The following is a 12,582-nucleotide window of genomic DNA, read 5'->3' as shown; positions in this document are numbered from 1 at the left end:
CCATGCAGATCCGCTATTATAAGGAGTATAGTCGTTATCTGGACCGTTTTATGGAATTCAAGGCCTACGGTCATGCCGGCCGGCCGATCATCATTTTCCCGTGCCAAAGCGGTCGCTTTTATGATTGGGAAGACCGCCATATGTGCGATTTGGCCGCGCCGTGGATCGACAGCGGGAAGCTGCAGATCTTTACCGCAGACAGTATTGACCCGGAAAGCTGGGACAACCATGGTCCGGAGCGCCCGCGCATCGAGATGCAGGAACGCTGGTATAACTATGTGTGCGAGGAACTGACACCGCGAATTCTGCAAATCAATCGGGAACAGGGAGAAGACCACACCGGTCGTGTGCTGGTCGGTGGTGCCAGTATGGGCGCCGGTCATGCGGTAAACTTCTATCTGCGCCGTCCGGATCTGTATAATGGCACGATCGCGCTCAGTGGCCTGTATTCTTCCCGGATGTTCTTCGGTGATTATATGGATGACCTGGTATATCGCAATTCTCCCTGCGACTACATGCGCAATTTCCCTGACGATCATCCTTATAAAAAGCTCTATGCCCAGGCGGATAAGTTCATCATGTGTTGTGGACAGGGCGCCTGGGAAGGGGATCTGCTGGCCTCCACGAAGGAATTGCAGTCCATTCTGGAAAGCAAGGATATTCATCCCATTGTGGATATCTGGGGAACCGATGTGTCCCATGACTGGCCCTGGTGGGAAAAGCAGTGGACCTATTTCCTCCAGATGACACTGGGCAACCCGTGACGGCCTGAAAGATCAAGGAATTTCTTATGGATTTTTGGCATGATGCAGTGGCTCAGAAACGCTGGCTCCGTCGGTTCGTCCTGCTGGTCGTGATTCTGTTGCTGCCTGCGGCGGTTCTGGCATTTTATGCCCGTCCCTCTGCGGATGATTACGTCTATGCGGCACGGACGCATGCTGTGGTACAGCAGTATGGTGCCAGCTGGCCGCGTTTGCTGGCGGCTGCGTGGGAGACAACGGTCTACTTCTTTCAGAACTGGCAGGGCCTGTATGTCTCCGGTTTTGTATTGGCACTGCAGCCCGCTATTTTTGGAAATCGGTGGTATGGACTGACTTTTCTATGCGTTCTTGTACCATTGTTTCTGTGTTTATATGGCTGCGCCAAACTCATTGTCCATCGTCTGGAACCGGCACAGAAACGCCTTCCGCTGGCGTTGGCGGTTTTACTTCTGTTTGCGTTTGTAGAAGGAATGCCGTCGCCGGTAGAAGGTCTTTACTGGTTTAACGGCGCCATGAATTATCTGCCGTATTTTTCGGTTGCAGTTCTCAATACGGGGCTTGCAATCACGCTTTTGGAGCCGGAGCGACTTTCTTTCGATCGTCGTGTCCTGTTTGCGGCTGCGGGAGTTGTTATCGGCTTGGTGATTGGCGGAGGCCATCAGGTTGTCGGGGAACTGAATCTTCTGGTGCTGCTTTTCCTGACAGCGTTGTGCCTGCGCTGCCGGAATCTCTGGCTTTGTCCGGCGTTGGCAGCATCCGTTGCCGGACTGGTTTTCAATGTGACTGCCCCCGGGACGAGGGTCCGCACCGAGGGGTTTGCCCAGGCAGGCTTGCTGGAGGCATTTGTAAAAAGCTTCGTTTTAGCCGCTATGGAGTGGATCCGGTGGCTGGACGTGCCGCTTTTGTGTTTGCTGGTCCTGCTGGCGCTTCCCATGCATCGCCTGGCGAAAAGCACCTGTGTGCCGGACCGGTTGTTCCGACATCCCTGGGCAGGTCCGGCGGGGGCGTTTGTGCTGATGTGGGCTATGATTTTTCTGCCGTCCTATACCATGGGGGGGATCGGTGCCGGACGGTTGCTGAACGTCGTATGGATGACTTTTATACTGGGACTTGCGGTTTCCGAGTTTTTGCTGTTCGGCTGGATCGAACGTGTGCGGATGATTTCCCTGGCGCCGGCAGAGTATTTTCTGCAAAAGTACCACCATGTACTCCCGCGGGTTTCGGTTGTTTTGTTGGCCTGTATGGCCTGCATTGGCAGCCATACCGTCAAGGAGGGACAGGACAATCATTTCGCTACCAGTCTGGAGGCTGCTTATGAATTGGCCAGCGGGGAGGCTGCCGCTTTTGCAGACGCGCTGGATGAGCGAGAGGCTATTTTGAAGGATCCCTCCCTGAAAAATGCTGAAATCACGCCTCTTGGAGAAGGGGAGTGCCCGTGGCTTTTGTATTATACAGATGTCTCGGTGGGGCCTGATCTGTGGGGCCTGACTCCTTACTATGACAAGGAATCCGTTGTGATTGTGCCGGAAAAAGAATAATCATAAAACTACACCCCGCGGAGAACACAGTTCTCCGTGGGGTGTGATTTTGTTTGGCTCAAGGCGTCAGGTTCGTTCCTGTACATAACGGATGAAGGCGTCCCGTTCGCTGCTTGTGCGCAGATTGACGGTATACATCCGATCGCCCATATCCAGGCGAAGAGCGGGGGGCAGTTCGTCGCACATTTTCATGCGGCCGCCATAGCGAGCCATGATCTGTTCATGAGAATGTTTGTAAGTGTGGCAGTCTCGGCGGGAGGCATATACGCAATAGAATTTGGGGCCATTCAGATCCAGATTCCGTACTTCGTCGTAGCAGACCATATCTGCCCAAATCTGATAGCAGTCTACTGAGTTTGCGTAATTGATCATATCCGGGGTGTAACCGCCGGCGGGGCGCATGTTGACCTCCAGCGCCACATAATCCCCTTTGCGGCCCAGCCCTGGTTTGTCGTTTTTCAGCTGGAAAAATTCACAGTGGAAAAAACGGCTTTTGGCTCCAAAGGCTTTGATGGTACGAAAGCCTACGTCCTTCAGTGCAGCAGGTACCGACTTCTGTGTCCAGTAGGCAAGATCGCCTTTCTGGCTGACGATGTCCAGCAAAGGCGTGGGGAACACATTGGAAGTATAAAACAGCGGTACACAATGGGAATCTGCCACACCGTCAAAACTTACGATGGTGCCGTCGATGTACTCTTCCATAATATAAGGGATGGTGGGCAGTTTGGAAAAGAACGCCTGCAGGTCCTCGTCGTTTTTCAGTTTGTAGGTGGCTTCTGCGCCACAGCCGTTGTCCGGTTTCACAATAACGGGATACCCGACTGTGCGGATGAATTCACGAGCGGCTTCGATGGTATGCACCATGTGATAACGCGCAACAGGTACCCCTGCTGCGCGATAGCTGTCTTTCATTTTGCTTTTGAACTTGATGCGTTCGATAAAATCGTTTTGCGCACCGGTGGTGATGTTGAAATCGGTGCGCAGCTGGGCATCCATTTCCAGCCAGTACTCGTTGTTGGATTCCAGCCAGTCGATCTTTCCGTAATGGAATGTAAAGTAACCGACAGCACGTACCATTTCGTCGTAGTTGCCCAGATTGTTCACACGATAGTATTCGGTCAGGCAATCTTTCAATTCGTGGGGGATCTCGTCGAAGGGGGCGTCGCCGATGCCCAGTACATTGACACCGTTGCGGCGCAAGCGCTCGCAAAAATTCCAGTAGGTTTTGGGAAAATGCGGGCTGACGAAAACAAAATTCATGGGTTGTTGTACTTCCTCTCTCACAAAGCGCGATCAAACAAACTGATTACGCGCGGGATCGTATTCGTATCCCACTTCTGCAAGGGCCGCACGCAAAGAAGCTTCATCGGCTTCCTCTTCCTCGCAGAAAATTGCCAGACTGGCATCACGGTCACGCAGTTTGGTGTTGACGTAGCTTAGTAAAATGATAGGGTCACGGGGCGGCATAAGCAAACTCCTTTACAATCTCTGAAAAGAGAAAAAGCCGGTCACGCGAAGTGACCGGCAATTTTTCTTTCCAATCAGACCGCGCGGGTAACTTTACCAGAGCGCAGGCAGCGGGTGCAGGCGTAGATATACTTCGGGGAACCGTCCACGATCGCCTTCACGCGCTTGACATTGGGATTCCAGGTACGGTTGCTCCGACGATGAGAATGGGAAACCTTGATACCGAACGTGACACCCTTGCCACAGCAAGAACATTTGGCCATAATTGCTTGCACCTCCTTTTCAATAGCTTTACAATTATAGCGAATATTTCCCGGAAATGCAAGCCCTTTGCACAAAAAAGTTGAAGTTTTTTTGTAAAATCGTCCTTTTGGGAGAATTCGGGGCAAAACCCTTCTCCCACTGGCGGTACAGGACTTGTTTTGCGCCATTTTGTACGATATAATAAAGTGATTCTTTCCATGGGGTGGTGTTTCCTTTGAACGGCTTGCTTTCGCCGTATGAGATTGCACTCTATCTGCTGCGGGCTCTTGTTGTGCTGATCGCCATCCCGTTTCATGAGGCTGCCCATGCGCTTGTCAGTCACTGGCTGGGAGACGATACAGCCGTTCGCGCAGGGCGGCTGTCGCTCAATCCTATGCGCCATTTTGATCCGCTGGGAGCGCTTTGCATGCTCATTGGCGGTGTGGGGTGGGCAAAACCGGTTGGCATCGATGTGCGAAACTATAAAAATCCGAAAGTCGGAATGGCTGTATCGGCGGCAGCCGGCCCTGTCAGCAATTTTTTGCTGGCCTGGTTTTCCATGATTCTATATAAATGCGTTGTTTACAGCGGCCTGGGAGGAAAAGTGCCTGCTGTGAGCATTTTCTTTTATTATATGGTGGCCATGAATCTGAGTCTGGCGGTGTTCAACCTGATTCCGATCCCGCCGTTCGACGGAAGCCGTATCGCCTTACTGTTTTTGCCGCAGCGTCTGTATTTCAAGGCCATGCGGTATGAACGTCAGATTATGCTTGTGGTTCTGCTGCTTGTGTTTTTAGGCATTCTCAATCTGCCGCTTTCCGTTACGGTGGATTTTCTTTGGGATCGCATGGTGGACGCAACGGGCTTTGTAGATATGCTCTGGGGGTAACTTTGCAGGAAACACTGACATTCAAACTGGAAGATTTTGAAGGACCGCTGGATCTTCTGCTGTATCTGGTGGGGAAGAACAAGATGAATCTCTATGATGTGAACATCATGGAGTTGATCGACCAATATACAACGGCCATCCGTACGCTGCAACAGAACCGCATGGATGTATCCAGCGAGTTCATTGATATGGCAGCTCATCTGGTGCAGATGAAGAGCGCCTTGCTGTTGCCGCGCAGTCCGGAAGCGGAGCGCATGAAAGCGGAATTGACCGGAAGGCTGATCGAATACAGCGCCTGCAAGGAGGTGGCTGCCCAGCTCGGCAGCCGCGCCAGGGACCTGTATACAGCGGTACGGGAACCGATGCCGCTGGTGGGGGCGGCTGAATATACACGCCGTCATGATCCCAACCTTTTGGTGCAGGCGTGGTTTAATTTGATGGGCCGCAGCCTTCGAAAACGCAAGCCCACGCAGGAACGCTTTGAGCCGTTGGTGACGGCACCGTTTGTTTCGGTGGCCAGCCGAGTATCTCATATGCTGCGCGGCTTGCTGCGCGGGAGTCTGCGCAAGATGAATCAGCTGTTCAGCCGGGAGGAAAGCCGCAGTACCAATGTGGCCACTTTTCTGGCGCTGCTGGAATTGATTCGTGCAGGGCGTATCCGCGTAGAGGATAACGGAACATTGGATCTGGACCGTAGCCATCACAGACGAAAGGAGGGCACAGCCCATGAATGAAGCACAGCATATCGGTGCATTGGAGGCGATGCTGTTCGCTCATGCGGAACCGGTGGAAACAGAGCGACTGGCGGATGCGCTGCGCCTGTCTGTCGGGGAAGCGCAGGAACTGTTGGAACGGCTTCAAAAGCGTTACGATGAGCAGGAAAGCGGACTGGCTTTGCTGCGGTTCGAACCGGACCGCTGGCAGATGACAACCCGCCCTTATTACGGGGAAATGGTCAAACGAATACTGGATACCCGGCGTAATGCGCCGCTTTCGCCGGCTGCGCTGGAAGTGTTGTCGGTCATTGCCTACAATCAGCCGGTGTCTCGCAGTTTCATCGAGCAGGTGCGCGGAGTGGATTCCTCCTCCACTGTGACGAAACTGCTGGAAAAAGGTTTGATCGAGGAAGCGGGACGATTGGATTTGCCCGGAAAGCCGGTGGCGTTTCAGGTGACGGATACGTTCTTGCGCGTGTTTGGATTGGGAAGTCTCAACGATCTGCCGCCGCTGCATGATGAGGCCGGAGGAACCGTGCAGGAAGAAAATCGTGACGACGAAGCTGAACAGCTGGAATGGAAGTGAGTGCCAATGCCTGTATTGCTTGCGGTGCTGAAAATTCTGGCGGTTCTGCTGGTGATCCTTGTGGTGTTGGCGGTTGTGGCGTTGCTCCTGCCGTTGGGGTTTGCGTTGGAATATCGGCCGGATCGGTTCCGGGTGTCGGCGGTTTACGGTCCGTTTCGCCGTACGGTCTGGTCTCATCGGATGCACCGGCCGAAGCAAGGAAAAATAGTGGACGTCCCGAAAGAAACGGCCACTGAAGCACCGGCGCCGCCCGCCGCAAAAGAGGAAGTCGTGCCGCCGGAACCGTCGCAGGAAGAAGAGGAAGAAGAACTTCCGTCCGGCGCTATGGGACGGCTGGAGCGAATGATTTTGCTTCTGGAAGATAACCCGAAAGCTTTGGCGGATTGTGTACTGGGGCATATGCGGTGGCTGCATCGGCATTCGATTTTTAAAATGAGCATCCGACATGCGGATGTCTTCTGGACCGTAACCTGCGGGGATGCGGCTAAGACGGCCATTGCCTACGGTGCAGAAATGGCGGCCCTGAACACAGCGATTGCGTTGGTGCAGCAAACGGTTCGTCTGCAAAGTGACCGCCTGTGGCTGGAACCGGATTTTACCGGTAATCGCCGTGCCGAACGAAAAATTGCCTGCACGGTGTCAGCCAGCGCCATTTTGATGCTGCATCTTCTGTATCGTGTCTGGAAAGACCCGCTGCTTCAGCCGCAAACACAACCTGAACCACAAAAGATCTGATTCATTCATAAAACCTATTCTTGGGAGGAGTTTATTATGGCAGAACATCCGATTCAAGGTCTTATGGGCGTTACCATCGACAAGATTCGCGAAATGGTGGACACCAGCACAATTATCGGAGATCCCATCCGTGTGGATGGCGCTACAACCATTATTCCGGTGTCTCGTGTCACCTTTGGGTTTGCGTCAGGCGGCTCTGATGTGGCGCCCAAATCCGACAAGCAGATGTTTGGCGGCGGGACCGGTGCCGGGGTTTCGGTAACACCTGTGGCATTTCTGGTTATTTCGGGCGGGAATGTGCGCACGGTACAGCTGATTGAAAAAGTGACGGCAGTGGATAACGCCATTGCCGCGTTGCCGGATCTTGTGGAGAAGATTACGGCCATGATCAAAAAGGACAAGGACGAAGCGTCTTCGTCCGAAGCATAAGGAGTAAGCATGGCAGAACAACGAATTCAAAAGGTGCTGGCAGATCAGGGAATCTGCTCCCGCCGCGAAGCGGAACGGCTGATTGCGGCGGGCAAAGTCAAGGTCAACGGACGTCCGGTCGGCCTGGGGGATAAAATGGACCCGGATTATGATAAGGTCTCGATTGACGGCAAGAATGTGCGCATTGTGCGCAAACGCCAGTATACCTATATCATGCTGCACAAGCCGCGCGGTTACCTGACGACTCGTTCCGATGACCGGGGACGGAAAACGGTGATGGATCTTGTGGCAGATGTGCCGGCCATGCTGCGTCCGGTGGGACGTCTTGACAAGGACAGCGAAGGCCTTCTGCTGATGACCGATGATGGCGCCTTCATCAACCTGCTGACGCATCCTTCGGGTGGCGTCGGTAAGCTGTACCGTGTGACGGTCAATCCGCGGGCCACCGAGGAGCAGGTTGTGCAGATGGCATCCGGCGTGGTACTTGACGACGGCGTACGGACTCAGCCCTGTGTCATTCATGTGGTAACAGACGAACCGGGACGCACGGTTCTGGAAATCACGCTTCATGAAGGGCGCAATCGCCAGATTCGCCGGATGTGTTCGGCGGTGGGACTTCAGGTGGTACGTCTCAAACGCAGTGCGGAGGGCCCCGTCAAATTGGGAATGCTGCAGCCCGGCGAGTACCGCGAACTGAAAAAGTCGGAGGTCAGTGCTTTGCGCAATGCGGCACAGAAAAACACTCGTTCTGCGCCGGTTCGGGAAGAAAATGCGCCGCGTAGACCCGGCCCGTTGCCTCGCAAAAAGGATTGAACCGCACAAAATGCTGCGGAAAATACGAAAAAAGAATAAAAAATCCAGAAAAACTGAATCGTTTCTACTTGTGGAATTTTACACAAAGTAGTATAATTGTGCCAAATGACATATTTTTATGAACATTTTCACAAAAAACAGTCAGTCTTATCATGGGAGGTCACTGTATGGCAGCAAACAAACCCGGCAAGGCAGAAATCCTTGCAGCATTTTTTGACGACGGTACATATTCGCCGCTGTATACTGAGGGCGCCGTCAGTGCGGCGTATGGCTGTGCCAATGGGCAGAGCGTGTACGTTGTGTACGAGAACGGTGAGGCCGTTGGCGTGCAGGATATCAAAAACAATATCCGCGTGCTCGAAATGGCTGCTGAGACCGGCGCACCCGTTGTTACATTCTACAATTCCACCGGTGCCAAGTTGGATGGTGGTCTGGAACTGCTCAATGCTACCGCTGCTTTGACAGCGGAGATTGCTCGCGTTTCCGGCGTTGTGCCGCAGATTGCGGTGATTACCGGTACTTGTGCCGGAACCAACGCCATCAATGCGGCAGCAGCCGATGTCTGCATTATGGCAGAGGATGCCGAGCTGTTCCTGAATGCTCCTTTTACGGCTGAGGATAATGTCGGCGGAGCGGGTTCTGCTGCGTTTGCTGCCAAGGCTGGTGTTGCAGCTGTGACGGCCGCGGATGCAGTGGCGGCGGCCAAGCAGGCGGCCAGCATTGTGGCCCTGCTGCCGGCAAACAACCTGGCTGGGCCTGCACTTTTTGACTTTGCTGCGCCCAGCAAGAACCTCAACGCGGCCCAGTATTCCGCTGCCAATGCGGTGGCTGCTTTGGCAGACGCTGACAGTGCGGTGGAGCTTTACAGCGGCTATGGCAAAAACATTGTCACCGCCCTGGCTACCATCAACGGCAGCGCGGTGGGCATTGTGGCAACGGAGAAGGATGCCATCTGCCATAAGTGTACAGCGAAGGCTGCCCGTTTTGTCCGCCTGTGTGATGCCTACAGCATTCCCGTAGTGACGGTCGTCAACACCAATGGCTTTGTCAAGAGCGAAGGGGATGACCAGGCCGGCGGCATTCGTCAGGCTGCCCGTATGGCCGGTGTGTATGCAGAAGCCACCACGGCGAAGGTTGCCGTACTCGTTGGAGATGCCATCGGGCCCGTTTACACTGTCTTTGCGGCCTGTGCCGACTGGCGTGTGGCGGTTCAGGGATGCACCGTTGCTCCGCTGGCTCCTGAGACGGCCGTCAGCGTCATGTACAAGGATGAAATTTACGCTTCCGACAATATTGCCAACGCTACCAAGGCCAAGGCTGCTGCCTATGCCAAGGAGGTCTGCGGTGCCCAGGCTGCCGTACAGAACGGTGCTGCGGATACGGTTTGCGAAGCAGCCGGCGCCCGCGGAGCTGTCGCTCAGGCGCTGGATATGCTGGCCAGCAAGCGTGCGGTTCGTCTGGCCAAGAAGCATGGCAACATTACACTGTAAGCACCCGCTCACAGAATAAAATCATAAACCTTGATTTTTAAGGAGGAACTTCCTATGAAAAACCTGATCGTTACCGTCAACGGTGTTGCTTACAATGTCACGGTTGAGGAAGGCACCGGCGCGCCCGTGGCTGCCGCTGCTCCCGCCGCTGCGCCGGCACCGGCTGCCGCTCCTGCTGCGCCGGCTGCTCCCGCTGCACCTGCCGGTGCCGCCGGTTCTGTGGTGGTCAATGCCCCCATGCCCGGTAATATCCTGGATGTGAAAGTCAAGCCCGGTGATTCCGTCAAGGCCGGTGACACGCTGCTCATTCTGGAAGCCATGAAGATGGAAAATGAGATCAGTGCTCCGCAGGATGGCACCATCGCCAGCATCGATGTGCGCAAGGGCGACGTCGTGGATTCCGGCGCGCTGCTGTGCACCATGAACTGATCGAAAGACGAGGTGAATGACATTGGCTAAGAAACCGATTAAGATTACCGAGGTCGTTCTGCGCGATGCGCATCAGTCTTTGCTCGCCACCCGTATGACGATGGACGAAATGCGCCCGATTCTGCCCGAAATGGACAAAATTCCGTACTTCTCCGTGGAATGCTGGGGCGGCGCCACCTTCGACTCCTGCATCCGTTTCCTGGATGAAGACCCGTGGGAGCGTCTGCGTATCCTGCGCAAGGAGTTGCCCCATCAGAAGCTGCAGATGCTTTTCCGTGGCCAGAACATGCTGGGTTACCGTCCGTACGCCGATGACGCTGTTGAGTACTTTGTCCAGAAGTCTGTTGCCAACGGCATCGATGTGATTCGTATTTTTGACGCACTGAATGACCCTCGCAACCTGCAGACTGCCATCGAGGCGGCCAACAAGGAAGGTGCTCATGTACAGGCATGTATCAGCTACACTCTGAGCCCTGTACATAACAATGAGTATTTTGCCAAGTATGCCAAGACTCTTGAGGAGATGGGCGCCAACTCCATCTGCATCAAAGATATGGCTGGCCTTCTGAAGCCGTATACCTGCTACGATCTGGTGAAAGAACTCAAGTCCACCGTCAGCATTCCGGTAGATATCCACAGCCACTATACGGCAGGTCTGGCCTCCATGTCCATCCTCAAGGGCATCGAAGCTGGTGCTGACATCGTTGATACCGCCATGAGCCCGCTGGCACTGGGCACTTCCCATATGCCCACCGAGAGCCTTGTTGCTGCGCTGCAGGGGACTGATTACGACACCGGTCTTGACCTCAACCAGCTCAATGTGGTGCGTGCCTACTTCGCCAAGCTGCGCGAAAAGTACATCGCCAACGGTCAGATCAGCCCGAAGTCTCTGGGCGTCGATGCCAACACGCTGCTGTATCAGGTGCCGGGCGGTATGTTCTCCAACATGCTCAAACAGCTCAAGGACGCTGGCAAGGAAGACAAGCTGGATGAAGTTCTGGCAGAGATTCCTCGCGTGCGTGAGGATGCCGGCTACCCGCCGCTGGTTACGCCCACCAGTCAGATCGTTGGTACTCAGGCTGTCTTCAATGTTATTCTGGGTGAGCGCTACAAGATGGTCACCAAGGAGTTCAAGGGCCTGGTCCATGGCGATTACGGCAAGACGCCCGCTCCCATTAAGAAGGAATTCAGCGATTTTATCCTGAAGGGAGAAAAGCCCATTACCTGCCGCTTTGCAGATACGCTGGAGCCTGAGATGGATAAGCTGAAGGCAGAAGCAGCCAAGTACGCTATTCAGGAGGAGGATGTGCTGACCTACGCCATGTTCCCGCAGGTCGCGCCCAAGTTCTTTGAGAAGCGCAATGCCCGTCTGCAGGGTGTGGATGCCCTGCATGCCGACTATGAGAACAAGTCTCATCCGGTCTAAGTGAAGAAGATGCCGCCCTCGCGTTTGCGAGGGCGGTTTTGTGTTGTCTGTGTAAAAATTCGCGTCAAAGACGGGGAAAGCGGCTGTCCCACCTTGCATCTTGGCGGTAAAAATAGTACAATATACAATATATGTTTTTGTGCGACCGGAACAAAAAGACATAGCCACGAGGTGTAGGATATGGTTTTGAGTATGACAGGGTATGGCCGCGCAGGTGCACTGTTGCATGGCCGTGATATCAAAGTAGAGTTGCGCAGTGTCAATGCGCGCTTTTTTGAGTATTCCTCCCGGCTGCCGCGCTCCTGCGCATTTTTGGAGGATAAGCTCAAAAAGCTGGTTGCCGCCAAAGTCAGCCGCGGAAAAGTGGAACTGAATCTTTCCATTCAGACGGTTACGGCGGCCGATACCGTTGTTTCTGTAAACTGGCAGTTGGCGCAGGGGTATCGTGCGGCACTGAATGCCATGTCAGAGCGGATGGATCTGAAAAATGATGTTACGGTCGGTATGCTGGCTCGTTTCCCGGATGTGCTCACCCAAACGGCGGCACCGACAAACGAGGAAGAGCTTTGGCAGGATGTACAGTCCGTAGCGCAGCAGGCCATTGAAGCATTTGTCGCCATGCGTGCGACGGAGGGGGAAAAGCTCAAGGAGGATGTGGAAGGCCGACTGACAACCATCGAGGAACTGGTTGCACAGATTGAAAAGGACAGTGCCGGACGGGTACAGGCGTATAGTGATAAACTCTATGCCCGTTTGCAGGAACTGCTGGGAGACCGGAACATTGATGAAGCCCGTCTTGTGACAGAGGCGGCTATCTTCGCAGATAAGACAGCCATCGATGAAGAGACGGTTCGTCTGCACAGCCATGTGGCTCAATATCGGGAAATTCTGGAGCTGAACGAACCGATCGGCCGGAAATTGGATTTCCTGACGCAGGAGCTCAACCGCGAATCCAATACTATTGGTTCCAAGTGTCAGGATGTGGCCATTACGCGTCTGGTGGTGGAGCTGAAGTCCGAAATCGAAAAGATCCGTGAACAGATTCAGAACATTGAGTAAG

At 54.2% G+C, this 12,582-nt stretch carries 15 protein-coding genes; 12 read left to right on the top strand and 3 right to left on the bottom strand.

Annotated features, from left to right (window positions below):
• The first annotated feature begins 2 nt into the window (after positions 1 to 2).
• Positions 3 to 764, top strand: a complete 762-nt coding sequence (locus NQ490_RS00555) for an esterase family protein (RefSeq protein WP_007046834.1) — start codon at positions 3 to 5, stop codon at positions 762 to 764.
• 26 nt (positions 765 to 790) lie between these two features.
• Complete coding sequence (locus NQ490_RS00550; protein ID WP_007046833.1) at positions 791 to 2,299, top strand: DUF6056 family protein; 1,509 nt, start codon at positions 791 to 793, stop codon at positions 2,297 to 2,299.
• 66 nt (positions 2,300 to 2,365) lie between these two features.
• Here NQ490_RS00550 and NQ490_RS00545 read toward each other — a convergent pair whose 3' ends face one another.
• From NQ490_RS00545 to rpmB, 3 genes are all read right to left on the bottom strand, one after another.
• Positions 2,366 to 3,559 (bottom strand): ATP-grasp domain-containing protein, encoded by a 1,194-nt coding sequence (locus NQ490_RS00545; RefSeq protein ID WP_040917670.1) that lies wholly within the window; start codon positions 3,557 to 3,559, stop codon positions 2,366 to 2,368.
• A 33-nt stretch (positions 3,560 to 3,592) separates the two neighbouring features.
• Positions 3,593 to 3,766 (bottom strand): DUF4250 domain-containing protein, encoded by a 174-nt coding sequence (locus NQ490_RS00540; RefSeq protein ID WP_187118509.1) that lies wholly within the window; start codon positions 3,764 to 3,766, stop codon positions 3,593 to 3,595.
• A gap of 74 nt (positions 3,767 to 3,840) precedes the next feature.
• Positions 3,841 to 4,029, bottom strand: a complete 189-nt coding sequence (gene rpmB / locus NQ490_RS00535; RefSeq protein WP_040917667.1) for a 50S ribosomal protein L28 — start codon at positions 4,027 to 4,029, stop codon at positions 3,841 to 3,843.
• 206 nt (positions 4,030 to 4,235) lie between these two features.
• Here rpmB and NQ490_RS00530 point away from each other — a divergent pair, with 206 nt between their 5' ends.
• The 10 genes from NQ490_RS00530 (at position 4,236) to NQ490_RS00485 (ending at position 12,581) form a co-directional block, all read left to right on the top strand.
• Positions 4,236 to 4,898: a site-2 protease family protein gene (locus NQ490_RS00530; RefSeq protein WP_407084114.1), complete on the top strand. Its 663-nt coding sequence runs from the start codon at positions 4,236 to 4,238 to the stop codon at positions 4,896 to 4,898.
• 2 nt (positions 4,899 to 4,900) lie between these two features.
• On the top strand, positions 4,901 to 5,632 hold the full coding sequence (locus NQ490_RS00525) for a segregation and condensation protein A (RefSeq protein WP_007046828.1): 732 nt from the start codon (positions 4,901 to 4,903) through the stop codon (positions 5,630 to 5,632).
• A complete protein-coding gene (scpB, locus tag NQ490_RS00520; protein WP_007046827.1) occupies positions 5,625 to 6,200 on the top strand; it encodes an SMC-Scp complex subunit ScpB in 576 nt (191 codons plus the stop codon). Before NQ490_RS00525 ends, scpB begins: the two co-directional genes overlap by 8 nt.
• A 15-nt stretch (positions 6,201 to 6,215) precedes the next feature.
• Positions 6,216 to 6,935 carry a hypothetical protein gene (locus NQ490_RS00515; RefSeq protein ID WP_147644669.1) on the top strand — a complete coding sequence of 240 codons (720 nt, stop codon included), beginning with the start codon at positions 6,216 to 6,218 and terminating at the stop codon, positions 6,933 to 6,935.
• Between the two features lie 36 nt (positions 6,936 to 6,971).
• The gene (gene ytfJ / locus NQ490_RS00510; protein WP_007046825.1) at positions 6,972 to 7,364 is read left to right on the top strand and encodes a GerW family sporulation protein; all 393 of its coding nucleotides are present in this window, start codon (positions 6,972 to 6,974) and stop codon (positions 7,362 to 7,364) included.
• Between the two features lie 9 nt (positions 7,365 to 7,373).
• Entirely contained in the window at positions 7,374 to 8,177 is an 804-nt protein-coding gene (locus NQ490_RS00505) for a pseudouridine synthase (protein ID WP_007046824.1), read from the top strand.
• Between the two features lie 167 nt (positions 8,178 to 8,344).
• The gene (locus NQ490_RS00500; protein ID WP_007046822.1) at positions 8,345 to 9,667 is read left to right on the top strand and encodes a carboxyl transferase domain-containing protein; all 1,323 of its coding nucleotides are present in this window, start codon (positions 8,345 to 8,347) and stop codon (positions 9,665 to 9,667) included.
• 54 nt (positions 9,668 to 9,721) lie between these two features.
• The gene (locus NQ490_RS00495) at positions 9,722 to 10,096 is read left to right on the top strand and encodes a biotin/lipoyl-containing protein (protein WP_007046821.1); all 375 of its coding nucleotides are present in this window, start codon (positions 9,722 to 9,724) and stop codon (positions 10,094 to 10,096) included.
• Between the two features lie 22 nt (positions 10,097 to 10,118).
• On the top strand, positions 10,119 to 11,522 hold the full coding sequence (locus NQ490_RS00490; RefSeq protein ID WP_040918067.1) for an oxaloacetate decarboxylase subunit alpha: 1,404 nt from the start codon (positions 10,119 to 10,121) through the stop codon (positions 11,520 to 11,522).
• Between the two features lie 180 nt (positions 11,523 to 11,702).
• The gene (locus tag NQ490_RS00485; protein ID WP_007046819.1) at positions 11,703 to 12,581 is read left to right on the top strand and encodes a YicC/YloC family endoribonuclease; all 879 of its coding nucleotides are present in this window, start codon (positions 11,703 to 11,705) and stop codon (positions 12,579 to 12,581) included.
• Position 12,582 lies beyond the last annotated feature (1 nt).

This window comes from Subdoligranulum variabile, from assembly GCF_025152575.1.
Lineage (GTDB): Bacteria > Bacillota > Clostridia > Oscillospirales > Ruminococcaceae > Gemmiger > Gemmiger variabilis.
This window is presented reverse-complemented; position numbering and strand designations above follow the sequence as displayed.